The sequence below is a fragment of the Larkinella insperata genome (assembly GCF_026248825.1).
Lineage (GTDB): Bacteria > Bacteroidota > Bacteroidia > Cytophagales > Spirosomataceae > Larkinella > Larkinella insperata.
In genome coordinates this window covers 1551263-1567833 of the sequence record NZ_CP110973.1, presented here as the reverse complement: position 1 = coordinate 1567833, position 16571 = coordinate 1551263, and the positions used below count along the sequence as shown (strand labels likewise).

Annotated in this window: 12 protein-coding genes; 10 read left to right on the top strand and 2 right to left on the bottom strand. The window is 51.4% G+C overall.

Annotated features, from left to right (window positions below; translation table 11 throughout):
• Positions 1 to 22: 22 nt before the first annotated feature.
• The 9 genes from nuoL (at position 23) to OQ371_RS06290 (ending at position 12638) form a co-directional block, all read left to right on the top strand.
• On the top strand, positions 23 to 1936 hold the full coding sequence (gene nuoL, locus OQ371_RS06330) for an NADH-quinone oxidoreductase subunit L (protein WP_265992940.1): 1914 nt from the start codon (positions 23 to 25) through the stop codon (positions 1934 to 1936).
• Positions 1937 to 1981: 45 nt separating this feature from the next.
• A complete protein-coding gene (locus OQ371_RS06325; RefSeq protein ID WP_265992939.1) occupies positions 1982 to 3436 on the top strand; it encodes a complex I subunit 4 family protein in 1455 nt (484 codons plus the stop codon).
• A 111-nt stretch (positions 3437 to 3547) separates the two neighbouring features.
• A complete protein-coding gene (locus OQ371_RS06320) occupies positions 3548 to 4939 on the top strand; it encodes an NADH-quinone oxidoreductase subunit N (protein WP_265992938.1) in 1392 nt (463 codons plus the stop codon).
• Between the two features lie 109 nt (positions 4940 to 5048).
• Entirely contained in the window at positions 5049 to 5525 is a 477-nt protein-coding gene (locus OQ371_RS06315; RefSeq protein WP_374761436.1) for a GtrA family protein, read from the top strand.
• Between the two features lie 124 nt (positions 5526 to 5649).
• Positions 5650 to 5847 carry a hypothetical protein gene (locus tag OQ371_RS06310; protein WP_265992936.1) on the top strand — a complete coding sequence of 66 codons (198 nt, stop codon included), beginning with the start codon at positions 5650 to 5652 and terminating at the stop codon, positions 5845 to 5847.
• Between the two features lie 71 nt (positions 5848 to 5918).
• On the top strand, positions 5919 to 6521 hold the full coding sequence (locus tag OQ371_RS06305) for a SprT family zinc-dependent metalloprotease (protein ID WP_265992935.1): 603 nt from the start codon (positions 5919 to 5921) through the stop codon (positions 6519 to 6521).
• Positions 6496 to 9918: a type IX secretion system sortase PorU gene (gene porU, locus OQ371_RS06300; protein ID WP_265992934.1), complete on the top strand. Its 3423-nt coding sequence runs from the start codon at positions 6496 to 6498 to the stop codon at positions 9916 to 9918. Before OQ371_RS06305 ends, porU begins: the two co-directional genes overlap by 26 nt.
• A 114-nt stretch (positions 9919 to 10032) precedes the next feature.
• On the top strand, positions 10033 to 11283 hold the full coding sequence (porV, locus tag OQ371_RS06295) for a type IX secretion system outer membrane channel protein PorV (protein WP_265992933.1): 1251 nt from the start codon (positions 10033 to 10035) through the stop codon (positions 11281 to 11283).
• 71 nt (positions 11284 to 11354) lie between these two features.
• Complete coding sequence (locus tag OQ371_RS06290) at positions 11355 to 12638, top strand: M16 family metallopeptidase (protein ID WP_265992932.1); 1284 nt, start codon at positions 11355 to 11357, stop codon at positions 12636 to 12638.
• Between the two features lie 61 nt (positions 12639 to 12699).
• Here the strand turns inward: OQ371_RS06290 and OQ371_RS06285 are convergent, their stop codons facing one another.
• Together OQ371_RS06285 and OQ371_RS06280 are read right to left on the bottom strand one after the other, a co-directional pair.
• Complete coding sequence (locus OQ371_RS06285; RefSeq protein WP_265992931.1) at positions 12700 to 13617, bottom strand: PfkB family carbohydrate kinase; 918 nt, start codon at positions 13615 to 13617, stop codon at positions 12700 to 12702.
• 89 nt (positions 13618 to 13706) lie between these two features.
• A complete protein-coding gene (locus OQ371_RS06280) occupies positions 13707 to 14891 on the bottom strand; it encodes a hypothetical protein (protein ID WP_265992930.1) in 1185 nt (394 codons plus the stop codon).
• 168 nt (positions 14892 to 15059) lie between these two features.
• Here OQ371_RS06280 and cysS point away from each other — a divergent pair, with 168 nt between their 5' ends.
• On the top strand, positions 15060 to 16559 hold the full coding sequence (cysS, locus tag OQ371_RS06275; RefSeq protein WP_265992929.1) for a cysteine--tRNA ligase: 1500 nt from the start codon (positions 15060 to 15062) through the stop codon (positions 16557 to 16559).
• Positions 16560 to 16571 lie beyond the last annotated feature (12 nt).

The window sequence follows — 16571 nt, the reverse complement described above, 5'->3', positions numbered from 1 at the left end:
AAACAATCGCTATAGCTCAAATATGCAGACGGATTTACTGATACTCTTGATTCCGCTGTTGCCCTTAATCGGATTCATCATTAATGGAGTTGGATTTCGGAAAGTACCCAACGGACTGGTCGGAATCATTGCTACCGCAGGCCCTCTAGCCGCTTTTGCCTGTGTGCTGCTCCTCTTCACTAGTTTCACAGCCCCTATCCATACGGTTTTATTTGACTGGATCACCATCGGGCACTTCAACATTCCGTTTGCCTTTCAAATCGATCAGCTTTCCCTGATTATGCTGCTGATTGTAACGGGTGTTGGCTCACTGATCCACATTTATTCCATCGGGTACATGCACCACGATGAAGGGTACGGCAAGTTTATGGCCTTCCTGAACCTGTTCCTGTTCTTCATGCTGCTGCTGGTGATGGGCTCAAACTACGTCATCATGTTCATCGGTTGGGAAGGAGTGGGGCTCTGCTCGTACCTGCTGATCGGCTTCTGGAATACCAATACCAGTTACAACAACGCAGCCCGGAAAGCGTTTGTCATGAACCGCATCGGTGACCTGGGTTTTCTGCTCGGTATTTTCATGATTATGGGTGCGTTTGGTTCGGTCGAATACCGTGAAGTGTTCGAGCAGGCTGCGGGTTTCCCAATCAGCGACCCCACGGTGGTGGCCATCACGCTGCTGCTGTTCGTGGGAGCCATGGGAAAATCGGCACAGATTCCGCTCTATACCTGGCTGCCCGATGCAATGGCCGGTCCAACTCCGGTTTCAGCCCTGATTCACGCAGCAACGATGGTGACGGCCGGGATTTATATGGTTGTTCGCTCCAACGTGCTCTATACCTTGTCGCCCATTACCCTGGAAATTATCGGTGGTATTGCCATTGCAACGGCCTTGCTGGCGGCTTCCATTGGTCTGCTGCAAAACGACATTAAGAAAGTACTGGCTTATTCAACCGTGAGCCAGCTGGGTTATATGTTTCTGGGACTGAGCGTGATGGGGTATACCTCGGGTATGTTCCACGTCATGACCCACGCGTTCTTTAAAGCCCTGCTGTTCCTCGGTGCCGGTAGCGTCATCCACGCCATGTCCGACGAGCAGGATATCCGGAAAATGGGCGGATTGCGGAAATACCTGCCCGTTACGTACTGGACTTTCCTGATTGCTACCATCGCTATTTCCGGAATTCCGCCGTTCGCGGGCTTCTTCTCGAAAGATGAGATTTTGATGCACGTTTACGAGCACAACAAAATCCTCTGGGTGCTGGGGGTTATCGGCTCAGCCATGACTTCCTTCTACATGTTCCGTCTGCTGTTCCTGACGTTCTTCGGACGGTTCCGCGGCTCAGAACACACCCGCGAGCACCTGCACGAATCCCCCGCCACCATGACCGTGCCGTTGCTGGTGCTGGCCGTGTTGTCGGTTATCGGTGGTTTCTTCAACGTTCCCGAGGCCCTGGGGGGCAGCGCTAAACTGGCTCAATTCCTAAACCCGATTTTTGACTTGTCGCGTAAAGTAAGTCCGCACTCGTTTGGCGAAACGCTGCTGACCCACAGCGAGGAATATATGCTGATGGGCATTTCGTCGGGTGTCGCCATTCTGGCGCTGGTTGCCGCGTATGTGATGTACATTCAGCGCGTTAACCTGCCCGAAGCGGATACCGTTGAGCGCCCGACCCTGCAAAAGGTGCTGTACAACAAATACTACATCGACGAATTCTACGATGCCGTTATCGTGAAGCCCATCCGCGGTTTATCGGATGCGTTCTATAGCTTCGGCGAATTCATCATCGACGGTGTTGTTGCCCTGACGGCCTGGGTTGTCAAAGAAACCTCCGGGCAACTGCGGAAATTACAAACTGGTTCCATCGGTTTCTACGTGTTCGCAATGGCGGTGAGTATTGCCGTCATCCTGTGGTTTCGATTTTTTATACGGTTTTAGTAACTAGGCGGATTGGTCAACAATCACTCATCATAAAGTTTGTCGATGCTTACACTTTCTCTTCTGCTCTTCCCAATTCTGGCGGCCCTGCTGGTGCTGACGGTGGGAGGCAAACAGGCTAAACAAATCGCTTTCGTCGGTGCACTGGTCGAACTGGGCCTATCGGCTTATGCCTTTTTCTCCTTTGTTCCGGATGCAACCTCACAATTTGGTTTTGACTATCCGTGGCTGGCTGCGGGCAGCATCCGCTTCAGCGCCGGAATCGACGGCGTCAGCCTGCTGCTGGTGGTGTTGACGGGTCTGTTAACCCCGCTGATTATTTTGTCGGGCTTTCAACGTAATTACGACCGGCCCTCGGCCTTTTACTCCCTCATTCTGTTCATGCAGGCTGCGCTGATGGGCGTTTTCACGGCCCGCGACGGATTCCTGTTTTACCTTTTTTTCGAGGCCGCGCTGATTCCTATTTACTTCCTGGCCGCGTCGTGGGGCGGAGAAAACCGGATCCGGGTTTCCTTCAAGTTTTTCTTGTACACCGTTTTTGGAAGCCTCTTCATGCTGGTGGCGCTGGTTTACCTTTATTTCCAGACCTCGTCCGCAACCGGCCTGCATTCTTCGGCTATCACCGATCTGTACAACCTGAAATTGAGCGCAACCGAGCAAACCTGGATCTTCTGGGCATTTTTCGTTGCCTTTGCCATTAAAATGCCGGTGTTCCCGTTCCACACCTGGCAACCCGATACGTACGTAGAATCTCCAACGCCCGCTACTATGCTGCTGGCGGGAATAATGCTCAAAATGGGCGTTTACGGCGTTATTCGGCTGTTGTTACCCATCGTTCCGGAAGGCGTCGGCATGTGGGGAACCACGGCCATTGTCCTTTCCGTTATCGGCATTGTCTACGGAGCCATCATTGCTATTCGCCAGCGCGACATCAAGCGGCTGATTGCCTACTCGTCGTTTTCGCACGTTGGTCTGATGGCGGCCGGGGTTTTCTCCCAAACTACTTACGGTATTCAAGGGGCGCTGGTTCAAATGCTGGCCCACGGCATCAACGTTGTCGGAATGTTCTTTGTAGCCGACATCATCGCTTCGCGTACCAACACCCGCCTGCTCGACCAATTGGGTGGTATTACCCGCACGACCCCGAAACTGACGGTCTATTTTATGATCCTGCTGCTGGGGAGTGTGGCGCTCCCGCTGACCAACGGTTTTGTCGGGGAGTTTTTACTGCTGGCCGGTGTGTTTGAACGGCACACAATCCTCGGTGCTGTGGCCGGGCTGACCATCATTTTCGGTGCGGTTTACATGCTGCGGATGTTCCAGAAAGCCATGTTCGGCCAAACCAGCAAACTGACGACCGGTTTCAGTGATGTCTCCGGTAGCGAAAGCTGGGTCCTGATTCCGCTTTGCATTATGGTTTTCTGGATTGGTTTGGTGCCCAACTCATTTCTAAAGTTGACCGAACCCGCCGTAACCAACCTGTTACAATTTATAAAATAGCGTAAAGTTTACACCGGGCGGCCGGAGTGGTTTAGCGTTCAGAATGGGTCCGTTTTCATCTCAGACATTGCTCGTTAACCCGTAAACCTAATACCTCAAACGATCTAAAATATGCTTTCGATTATACTCCTGTCTGTATTTGGAATCGTGCTTCTGTACCTGGGTTTCCTTAAATCCCGGGCGGTTCTGTTACCGGCTGCCTTGCTGGCTCTGCTCATCGCGCTAGGGGCTGAATTCACGGAGTGGAACAAATCCTATCTTTATTTCGGAGATATGCTGCTGATGAGCAATCAGGCCATTTTGTTTGTAGGCATTGTTCTGGTATCGGCGTTTATGGTCGTATCGCTCTCTGGCGATTTTCTGGAAGATGAGGCTGCTCAGCCGGCTGAATATTACGCAATTCTGCTTTTTTCAATTGTAGGCGCGGTTATGATGATCGCGTACGAAAACCTAATCATGCTCTTTGTTGGAGTCGAGATTCTGTCGGTATCCATGTACATTCTGACGGGTAGCGATAAGCGGAATTTGCGGTCGAACGAAGCGGCTCTGAAGTACCTGCTGATGGGTTCATTTGCAACGGGGATCCTGCTCTTTGGCATGGCGCTGCTTTACGGGGCGGCTGGTTCGTTTACATTAACAGACATTAAAGGATACATTGCCCTGTCGCAGGGGCAGCCTTCGCTGCTGTTGTACATGGGCGTTCTGCTGGTTTTGATCGGGATGCTGTTCAAGGTATCGGCGGCTCCTTTTCACTTCTGGACCCCCGACGTGTACGAAGGCGCCCCGACTTTATTTACCGCTTTCATGTCAACGGTGGTGAAAACGGCCGGTTTTGCGGCTTTGCTGCAACTGCTTTCCGTTTCGTTTGGCGCCATTTACGGTTTCTGGTGGGTTATTCTGGCGGCCATTACGGGCCTGACGTTGCTCATTGGCAACCTGACGGCGGCTTACCAGAATAGCTTTAAGCGCATGATGGCTTATTCGAGTATTTCCCACGCGGGTTACCTACTGATCGGCTTGGTTGCCCTGGGCCAGCAATCGAAACCGGCGCTGGTTTTTTATTCACTGGCTTATTCAATATCTACTATTGCCGCATTCGGTATTCTGCTCGTCGTGGCCAAACAGCGTACCGTTGATGGCCGACCCGACGACACGTATACAGCTTTTAATGGATTATCTCGTCAAAATCCGTTACTTGCGTTTGTTCTGGCCGTCTCAATGTTATCATTAGCCGGTATTCCGCTCACAGCGGGCTTCTGGGGTAAGTTCATGGTCTTTTCGGCGGCTGTCGACAAAGGAATGATCTGGATTCTGGTGTTGGCGGTATTAATGTCAGCGGTGGGGATCTATTACTATTTTCGGGTGGTCATTGCAATGTACTTCCGGGAGGGAACCTCAACTCCCATTCAGGTGGCTCCTTTTTACCGGTTTGTTCTGATTGCCGCTACTGTCATAACCATCGTGTTAGGTCTCGTTCCGGGATTATTCCAGGATTTATTGTAAGCCAGCGGAGCCATTTACTCGAAAACGTCTGGTAAACGAAGATGTAAAAGTGTAGTTCTTTACCTTTGAATATTCAGACAAACAAAAATCCCGGCACCAGGTGATCAGTGTGAAAGAACGCGGACTTAAAACGAAAGAGGTAAAAAGTCTTTTTACGTTCTTTCTAACGGCGCTTTTAGGAGCAACGGTCAATTTCGTGACCCAGATTATCTACCGCAAATACTTTAATTTCGATACCAGCGTCCTGTTGGGTTATCTGACGGCAACCGTCATTAGTTTTCTTCCGACCAAAAATTACGCCTTTTCTGCGAAAGGTACCGGTAACATGGGGCGAGAAATGATCAAGTTTCTGGTCATTGCGCTGGTAGCCTGGGGGGTGCAGGTAGGCATGGCCGTCGCTACGTTGAGATGGGTAGCTAATCCGTACTTTTCGAGTTTGTTATTGTTCTGGCGCGAAAAGATTTCGCACGTTGTTGGAATGGGCTTTAGCTTTCTGGCGAATTATTTTGGACATAAACTATTGACTTTTCGTAGTACCGGAATGTACGATAAGTTCAAAGCCCGCTCTCACCGGCATACAGAATAAATACCATCTCAAATGTGAAATTTAAAGGCCTTTTCCATATTTTTTTGGTTGAGAGCTAGGACGTTATTGTATTTTTTGATTTTATGTTAAATTTGGGGCTCAAACCTTAAACGCCCCGCGAGAAATGAAAAAAGTACTAGCTCTTCTTTTTGTAGGTAGCATGATTACCTTCGCTGCCTGCCAAAGCAAACCGAAAACTGAAGAAACGTCTTCAGCTGCTGCTGACAGCGCAGCAACTGTGACGACGGATAGCAGCACAATGGCTACCGACAGCGCAACAGCTGCTCCTGCCGACAGTGCCGCTGCTGATACGACGAAGTAATCAGCCGGTCTGAAAACGAATTGATAAAAAAGCCCTATCTTTAGGATAGGGCTTTTTTGTTGGCCATGCGAATGGAAGAACGAACGATCTTTGAAAAATACCTGCCAGGCAACGCCGTCGCGTATTGCTACGATTTGTGGAAAAAGCATCCTTTTTTATTTGTTGTTTCGCGCCCCCGGAAAACAAAACTGGGCGACTTTCGGGCCGAGCCAGGAAAAGGATTTACGATTACCGTTAATAATGATTTAAATCCCTACGCCTTCCTGGTTACTTACCTGCACGAAGTAGCTCACCTGCTGGTGTACCAGCGTTACCGGCGTGTGGGCCAGCCCCACGGTTTGGCCTGGCAAAAAGCATTTCGGGAGGTGATGCAACCGGTTTTGCACGAAGCGGTTTTTCCGGCGGCTATACTTACACCGTTGGAAGATTATCTACGCAATCCGGCGGCTTCAACCGGAGCGCACTCAAGACTGACCCGGGCGTTGCGGCAATTGGATGATCAACCCACTGGAAAGCAGTTGTTGATTGAGATGCCGGAAGGCGAAACCTTCCGATTTTTGCAGAAAGAATACATCCGGGGTATGAAACGACGAACCCGCGTCGTTTGTACAGAGAAGATAACAGGTCTGAAAGTGTCGATTTGGGCGCATGTTTGGGTGGAAAAAGCGGAATAAGTACGGATTAGCGGTTTGGCTTTTCCTGATCGGCTGCGGGCTGACGGGATGGGCGCAGCCCTCGGTATTGGCTGAGGGGCCGTGGCTGAAAATAGGAATCACAAAAACCGGAGTCTATAAACTTGATGCGGCTTTTTTGAGTGGGGCGGGTGTTGGCGTTCCTACGCTTGACCCGCGGACCGTCCAGCTCTTTGGCAACGGGGGCGCGGCCTTGCCACAGGCGAATAAGCAAAGCCGACCGCACGGTCTGATGGAAAACGCCATCTGGATAACCGGCGAAGCCGATGGTCGTTTCGATCCTGGGGATGCCATTTATTTTTTCGCCGAAAGCCCGCATCCGATCTTCTACGATTCAACCGCCCGGCGCTTCACACACCAGATCAATCCATATACCGATACGACGTATTACTTTGTCACCTTCGGGCAAAAAGTTGGTAAGCGAATCGCTCCGCAGCCGGTGACTGCGCCTTCGGGCCCGGTAATCACGGCATTTGACGACTACGCCTTCTACAAACCCGCCGGAGAGATGGCCAACCTGGTTCGGTCGGGGCGGGAGTGGCTGGAATACCTCGGCATTGGAACCGAAAAAACGGTTTCGCTTAACCTGCCCGGTATTGTTCCTAATTCAGTCGCCTTGGTTACATCAGAAGTGGCTGGGCGCGCGCTGATCAATACGCAGTTTCAACTGAAATGGGGTACGCAGCCCCTTGGTACGCAGGACATCGAAAGCGTGACGGATTACACCTACGACCGGAAAGGCCGTCTGAACCGCCGGACGTTTACGCTAACGCCCACGTCGGTGGAAAGCCCGGTGCGCCTATCGCTGGCTTACGATAGATCCGGTCAGGGGTACCTGCAAAACCTGGGCGTCCAGATCCGGCGTGAGCTTCGGCGGTACGATCAGCCGTTTCTTTTCCGCTCACTGGAATCGACGGCACAGAAAACCGTGCGGTATAGAATTCAGCAGGCTAATGCTGCCATGCAGGTGTGGGATGTTACCAACCGGCAAATACCGGTTTCCATGACGATTGCGCTTACTGCTACACAGGAAGGAAATCTGACGGCTGAAGGGGGCCGTCTGCGCGAATACCTGGTCTTTTCGCCGGATCAGGCAGCTACACCGGAGATGGTAACCACCGTCAGCCAGCAGGATTTATCGAGCCGTGAAACGCCGGATTTGTTGATTGTTACCCCGGCAACCTGGCGAAACCAGGCGGAGCGGCTAGCTGATTTTCGCCGGACGCATGATAAACTGGATGTGTTGGTCGTCAATTCGCAGGAGGTGTATAACGAGTTTGCTTCCGGTCAGCCGGACCCAACCGCCATCCGGGATTTTGCCCGGCTCCTGTACCGCCGGACGCCTGGGAAGCTGAAATACCTGTTGCTTTTTGGTGACGCTACGTTCGATTACAAAAATTACACGAAGTTGTTATCGCCGGCTCAGCTGGCGCAAACCCTGCCCACGTACGAAAGCCGGGAGTCGATGCATCCGGTTCTGAGCTACAGTTCCGACGATTATTTTGGCTTTCTGGAGGCTACCGAGGGCGAGTGGAGCGAAGACTTCTCGGGTGATCACACCCTGGACATTGGCGTGGGGCGGCTGCCGGTTAAGTCAACGGAGGAAGCCCGGACGGTGGTGGATAAACTCATCCGGTACGCGACGACGGGCAAGTTGCCGGGCGACTGGCAGACTAAAATTGCCTTCGTGGCTGATGATGGCGACCAAGATTTTCCCAACATTCACCAAACGGATGCCGACCGGCTGGCGCAGCTGATTTCGGCGGCCCGACCACCGTTTCGGGCAGAGAAGCTTTACCTGGATAGTTTTGAGCAGGAAATCTCTGCCAGTGGGCAAAAAGCGCCGGTCGTGAATCAGGTCATTACAAAGGCCCTGAACGACGGGCGATTGATCGTTAATTACACGGGACACGGTGGAGAAACGGGCTGGGCGGAAGAACAAATTGTTACTTTGCAGGATATTCTGGGTTGGAACAACCAACGGCTTCCGGTTTTCGTTACGGCTACCTGTCAATTTGGACGCTACGATGATCCGGGCTTGACGTCGGGTGCTGAATTGGCGTTGCTAAATCCGCGGGGGGGCGCTATTGCCCTGCTGACAACCGCTCGTCCGGTCTACGCCAGCACCAATTATTTACTGAATAACGCCTTCTACGAAGCGCTGGCAAAAAATACGGCCGAAGGGGCGCCCCGCTTGGGCGATCTGATCCGGATCACCAAAAACAACAGCCTCAGCGGAAGCCTGAACCGGAATTTTACCCTCCTGGGCGATCCTTCCCTGCAGCTGGCTTACCCGTCCGCCAAAGCCGTTCTGACCCGCATCAACGGGCAGGCCACGGGCTCAAAAGCCGATACCCTCCGGGCGCTGGAAACCGTTCGGCTGGAGGGCGAGATTCAGCAGGGCGGATCGCTGGTGAGTGGATTTAACGGACAGCTTAAAATCACGCTTTTCGACAAAGCAGATACCCTGACGACCCATGGAACCGAGTTTAGTCCACCCATGCGCTACACCGAATACCGTAGTCCTCTCTATACGGGACAGGTGCGGGTGCAGAACGGCAAGTTTGTGGGTCAGTTTGTGATGCCGAAAGATCTGGACTACCGGCTCGGGCCAGGAAAGGTGTTTCTTTACGCTGTTTCATCGGACACCTTGGTAGAAGCTGCCGGGAGTTACGACAACGTATTAATCGGCGGTAGTAACCCCAATCCGACGGCCGACACCAAGCCGCCCGTCGTTCGAATGTACATCAATGACACTACGTTTACAGACGGAGGAACGGTTTCCGGAACGCTAGTTACATTAATTGCCAGACTTAGTGATGAGAATGGCATCAATATTGCCCGTAACGGTATTGGGCACGAATTGACGCTCTGGTTGAATGACAAAACACCGATTGTGGTAAATGAATACTACGTAACGGATGCGGATGATTACCGGCGTGGTACTGTCCAATACACCTGGCAAAGTTTGCCACCCGGCTCCTATACCGTTCGGATAAAAGCGTGGGATGTTTACAATAATCCGGCCGAAAGCTCGTTGAGATTTATAGTTTCCGAACAGCCGGCCCTGATCATGCGGTCGGTTGCTGTAACACCCAACCCATTTCAGGAACAGGCCAACTTCCGGGTCGAACATAACCGCCCGGGCAACGAGTTGGAAACCACACTAATGATTGCAGATTTGAGCGGACGAATTGTGAACGAGCGTGTTTATGAATGTTCTAATTGCGAGACACCCCTAACCGGGCTATATTGGAAAGGAACCATGACAAGCGGAGCGGCCGTACAGCGAGGGATATACATATACCGGCTGACAGTGCGTTCAAAGTCGGACGGATCAGCGGCAACACACGTGGGCAAGTTGCTCTACATTAGATAGTTATAAAAATATATTCCAAACTAACTTTTATATTAAATTTTAAACATTGTACATTTGCCGTTCCTGCGGTGATTACCAACGAACGCGCAATTCGGGAGTTAATTAACCTCATTTATGATACGTACCTTATCGTCTATTTGTTTACTCGGTTGCCTGTCACTTCCTTTTTTTTCAAACGCCCAAGTTGGTGGGGGCCTGTTAGGGCAGGATACAACAGCCTACCGGATTCCACAAACGGCTGTACCATTCCTCACGTTTACGCCTGACGCCCGCAGTGCTGGTTTAGGGGAAGCCGGGGTGGCGCTGAGTGCTGATGCCAATGCTATTTTCTGGAACCCGGCAAAGCTGGTCTTTGCCCCGAAGGATCAGGGGGTAGCGTTATCGTATACGCCCTGGTTGCGGAGCATTGGCGTTGACGATATGTTTTTTACGTACCTATCGGGGTATAAGAAGGTAAGCAAGAACGATGTGATTGGCCTTTCGCTCCTGTACTTTGATATGGGAACTATCGATTTTACTACCATTCTGGGTCAGCCAGCAGGTTCATTCAATTCCCGAGAATATGCCGTTACGGCTTCCTATTCCCGCCGGTTGTTTCAAAACTTTTCGATGGGTGTCAACCTGAAATACCTTAACTCGAACCTGGCCGGTAATTACTCTGTGAACGGAATGTCGTTAAGACCAGCTTCCACGGCGGCTGTCGACATCAGTGCTTTCTACCAAAATGAGGTTCGCGATGATATTACCGGCAAAGGGCTGAAATGGGCCTTTGGTGGTATTATTTCCAACATTGGTGGCAAGGTGAATTACGGCAGTACAACGGATCGCTCGCCCATTCCAACCAATCTGAAACTAGGAACGGCGTTGACGCTGTATACCGATAAATTCAACCAGTTCAATTTTGCCTTCGACCTGAACAAACTGATGGTACCGACTCCGCCGGTCTATCAAACGGTCAATGGGGTGGTTCAATATCAAGGTAACAACCCTATTATTGCGCAGGGAAAAGACCCGAACCGGCCGACACTGAGTTCCATCTTTGGTTCCTTCTCGGATGCACCCGGTGGTTTTTCGGAAGAGCTGAAAGAAATTAACATTGCAACGGGGATCGAATACTGGTATAACGAACAATTCGCTGCCCGGTTGGGTTACTACCACGAGCCCCGCGTTAAAGGTGATCGGAAATTCTTTACGACGGGTCTTGGCATTCGCCTGCAACAGCAATACGGTATCGACTTCGCCTACATGATTCCGGTTACACAAGGCAGTCCGTTGGCGCAGACGTTCCGGATCTCGCTCATCATTGATGTAAATAAAAAAGCCCGCTCAGCAGAAGACATTGAAGAGAGCGAGGATCTTAGATAAAACAGAAAGACTCTTAAATTAGCGATGGCATTTCTTCGGAAGTGCCATTCTTTTTTTCGCTTATCGGCACAATGGACGTTATAGATAGAACCGAAGCCCCTGAATACAAACAGATTGAAGAAGTTAAGGTCCCGGCAATTGCCAGTCAAATGCTGGATAACGGCCAGCCGGCTTACTGGATCAACGCTGGTCAGCAGCCGATTATCCGCCTGGAAATCATCTTTGATGCCGGCGCCTGGTATGAGCCCATTGCGGGCGTATCATCGCTGGCCATGAAGATGCTGACAGAAGGGACTCGCTCACACACGTCGGCGCAAATCAGCGAATATTTTGACCGGTATGGTGCTTTTCTGGAACAACATAGCGGGACAAACCGCGCCAGCCTGACTGTGTACGGCTTGACGAAGCACTTGCCCGCTATTCTTCCCATGATCCAGGAGATGCTGATGGATTCAATTATTCCGGAAAAGGAACTGAATCACCAGAAAAACATCGCCGTCCAGAACCTGCGGGTTAATCTGGAGAAAAACAACTTTGTAGCCGGACGGCTAATTCGGGAGAAAGTTTTCGGCAAAAAACACCCGTATGGGCAGCACCAATATCCGGAAACGCTGGAAACCATTCAGCGGGATTCGGTGGAAGCATTTTACCAGCAACGGATTCGCCAGCGCCCGTTCCGGATTATAGCAGCCGGACACGTTACTGAAACGGAAATTGCCCTGATCAACCAATACTTCGGTCATCAGTCGGTCGAGCCGCTTCCTTCGGTTAACGGAACGGATAAAAATGTGGTGAGCGATTTCTCCCCAGCTTTGATCGAAAAGGCCGACAGCCTCCAGTCGTCAATTCGTCTCGGACGATTGCTATTTACCCGCCAGCACCCGGATTACTTTCCCGTGCTGGTCATGAATGAAGTTTTGGGCGGTTATTTCGGCTCCCGGCTTATGAAGAATATTCGGGAGGAGAAAGGATTTACCTACGGCATCTGGTCGAATCTGTCGATCTTCCCGAAAGAAGGCTGTCTGTTGATCGGGACCGATGTCAAGCGCGAAAACACCCAGCAGACGCTCGACGAAATCTGGAAGGAAATCCGGCAGTTGCGCGACGAACCCGTACCGGAGAGGGAACTGGAAACCGTTCGCAACTACATGGCGGGTTCCTACGTTGGTTCGCTGAACACACCCTTTGAAATTGCCGACCGCTATAAAATGGTTCTGTTTGACGGTTTACCCGCCGATTACATCAGCACGTACATCGACCGAATTCAGGCCGTAACAGCCGGGCAGGTTCAGGAAATGGCGAACCGGTATTTGCCGGAGGGTTCGCTGGTGGAGGTTGTTGTGGGAGGCAAGTAAATTTCTGAAGAAGGATCACGAGAACCGTTCTAATTCCCGTGATCCTTCTTCAGGACCATTGTTAAGCAATCTCAAACGCCGACAGTTGCACAAATTTGGCAACCCGTTCGTTGATTTCGTCGACTGACAGATTGAAAAGCTGCTCCGCTCCGAATTTTTCGACGCAGAAAGAGGCCATGGCAGAACCGTAGACGATGCCGCGTTTCATGTTGTTGAACGAAACATCGCCGGTGCTGGCCAGGTAGCCAATAAAACCGCCCGCGAACGTATCCCCCGCGCCGGTGGGGTCAAATACTTCTTCCAGGGGGAGAGCCGGAGCGAAGAAAATGCTGGTGCCGTGGAAAAGCAGCGCACCATGTTCCCCCTTCTTGATGATAACGGTTTTGGGACCCATCGCCTGAATGGCAGCCGCGGCTTTGACCAGCGAATACTGGCCCGACAACTGGCGCGCTTCTTCGTCGTTGATGGTGATCACGTCCACCAGCTTAATTACCTCCATCAGGTCATCCCAGGCGCTGTCCATCCAGAAATTCATGGTATCGAGCACGATGAGCTTGGGGCGGTTGGGCAGCCGTTCGATGACCATTTTCTGAATGGCCGGTGCGGTATTGCCCAGCATCAGAAATTCGCAGTCACCGTACTGCTCCGGAATAACCGGGTTAAAATTCCCCATGACATTGAGCTGAACCTCTACCGTGTCGCGCGTATTCATGTCGTTGTGGTATTTGCCCGACCAGAAGAAGGTTTTTTCGCCTTGCCGGATTTCCAGCCCCGCTGTATCGATGCCGCGCTTTTTCAGAATGTCAATCATTTCCTGCGGGAAGTCGTCGCCAACAACCGCTACCAGATTGTTTTTATTCGTGAAGTACGAAGCAGACAGCGTAATGTAGGTAGCGGCACCGCCGATGATTTTATCGGTTTTGCCAAAGGGCGTTTCCAGCGCGTCAAAGGCTACTGATCCAACGGTTAATAAACTCATGCTGAATGGATAAATTCGGTTCTAAAAACAGATTGAGATACTAATATGGGGTGTTACTCACCCAAAAGTCTGCCAAAATATTGGCTTTTTCAAATAACGGGATGCCGTTTAAATTCTTTGGTTCGGTCAAAAAGATACCGGTACGTGACGTGTTCTTTGTTGACGACCCCGCCCAGCATCTTGGCGAAGCGAATCATTTTGGGGTTGAAATCGCCCACCCAGTTCAGTTCCAGTTCTTCGTACTGGTACTTGGGTCGCCAGGCCACCCGGGTGAACGCCAGCGCAATGGCGGACTCAATGCCCCTTCCCTGATATTCCGGAATAATGCCGAAAATAACTCCGAACGCCTTTTTGTTGGTTTTCATGAGTTTGTGGTACAGAAACTTCAGTTTCCCGATGAGGTTGAGTTTGCCGTTGACGTGCTTGAAAATCTGGTTCAGCTCCGGCAGCATGATAAAAAAAGCGATCGGTTCTTCTTTGTGGTACCCAAACCAGATCAGTTCTTCGTCCAGGACCGGTTTCATCCGCAGCATCAGCCTCCGGGCCTGATCGGCCGACATTTCGCCGACGCTCAAATGGCGCGCCCAGGCTTTGTTGTAAATGTACCGGAAATCGTCCGCGTACTTATCGAGTTCGGCTTTGGTAATGTGGCGAAAGTCGTACGTCGGATCGTTCAGGGCGCGCATCGACCGCTCAAAAACGGAGGGATGCAAAAGATGACGCACCTTGTCTTCCCGCATGGGTAGCAGGTACGTAAACTGCCGAAAGTACTCTTGAAAACCGTAGTTCTCAAAAAAAGGCACGTAATACGGTTGGGTATACGGCATTCCGTAGGTTGGCTCCTTGTCAAAACCGTTGACCAGCAGGCCCCACCAGCGGTCGCGCTCGCCGAAATTAATCGGGCCGTCCATCGCTTCCATTCCTTTCTGCCGCAGCCACTCTTTGGCCGCATCAAAAAGCTGAAAAGCCGCAGCCTGATCGTCAATGCATTCAAAAAAGCCCAGGCCGCCCGTGGGTTGGTCGTTGTTGCGGTTGGCCGTCTTCTGATCAATAAAAGCCGCTACTCGCCCGATGGCTTGGTTTCGGTCGTCGAGCAGCAGCCACCGGGTGCACTCTCCTTGCTGGAAATACTTGTTTTTGGCCGTGTTAAAAACGTCTTCGATGTCTTTGTCGAGCGGACGAATCCAACAGGGGCTATTACGGTACAACCGAACCGGTAACTGTATGAATTCTTTCTGATAAGCAGGATTTTCGCCAACTTCAACAAGCTGCATACGGTATGATCCAAAGTGAAAAAATAAGATAGCTACCAACAAATCACGCCGGTAGCCTGTTGCGAAGATAGGAAAAGTACCGCACTTGCCACTGATCATAATTCGCTGACTTCCGCCGAACATTATGTAGATTTGTGGCTGCAAATTACCGCGCTGACGGATCGAAGGATGACAACACCGACACAACCGCTAAAGTTATATAACACGCTTACCCGCCGGAAAGACCTGTTTGTACCCATTGCGTCGCCTTACGTTGGTTTATATGTGTGTGGGCCAACCGTTTACAACTTCGTGCATTTGGGGAATATCCGAACGTTTATGACCTTCGATATCCTGTTTCGTTACCTGACGCACATTGGCTACAAAGTTCGTTATGTGCGAAATATCACGGATGTGGGGCACCTGGTGGGAGACGGCGACGAGGGGGAAGACAAGATTGGCCGGATTGCGAAGCTGGAGAAAATCGAACCGATGGAAGTGGTGCAGCGCTACACCAACGATTTTCATTCCGTAACAACACTCTTCAACCTGAAGTCGCCCAGCATCGAACCGACGGCCACGGGACACATGGTTGAGCAGATTGAAGCCGTTCGGCTGCTGATCGACAAAGGACTCGCGTACGAATCGAACGGTTCGGTGTATTTTGATATTTCCAAGTACAACCAGGAAGGAGGGGAATACGGGAAGTTGTCCGGCCGGGTTCTGGAAGACCTGCTGAACGAAACCCGGGATCTGGACGGACAGTCGGAGAAGCGGAACCCGCTGGATTTTGCGCTCTGGAAAAAAGCCGCGCCCGAACACCTCATGCGCTGGCCGTCGCCCTGGAGCAACGGCTTCCCGGGCTGGCACCTAGAGTGTACCTGCATGAGTACCAAGTATTTGGGCAAGCAGTTTGACATTCACGGCGGGGGAATGGATTTGAAATTTCCGCACCACGAATGCGAAGTGGCCCAGGGGAAAAGCATTTACGGCGAAGAACCGGCCCGGTACTGGATGCACTCGAACATGCTGACGGTTAACGGGCAAAAAATGTCCAAATCGCTGGGCAACTCGTTTCTGCCGTCCGAACTGATTACCGGTTCGCACTACCTGCTTGAGCAGCCTTACAGCCCGATGACCGTACGGTTTTTCATGCTGCAATCGCACTACCGGAGTACGCTCGACTTCTCGAACGAAGCCCTTAAAGCCGCTCAGAAAGGCTACAAACGGCTCGCCAACGGTTTGCGAATCGCCCGGACGCTGGATTATACCGCAGCGGACGACATGGCCGTGGATGAGAAAAAGCAGCAGGACATCCGGAAAGCCGTCGAAGATTTTTACGGTGCGCTCAACGACGATTTGAACACGGCCGTCGGTATCGCCCAGTTGTTTACGCTATTGAAGTACGTAAACATGCTGTATCTCAACCAGCTCCAGCCGGCCGCACTGGGCGAAGAGTTATTTAATCTCCTGAAAGATTCGTTCCTCCAGTTTACGGAGGATGTGCTGGGGCTGCGCGAAGAAAAAGCCGAAAGCAACGCGGTTCTGGACGGTATGCTGACTTTATACCGCGAATACAAAGAACAGAAGCAGTACGATAAAGTCGATCAGGTTCGTTCGTACTTTAAGTCGCAGGGACTGGTGATCAAAGACATGAAGCACCGGATTGACTGGGCTTACGAAGAGTAATCTAATTCTTAG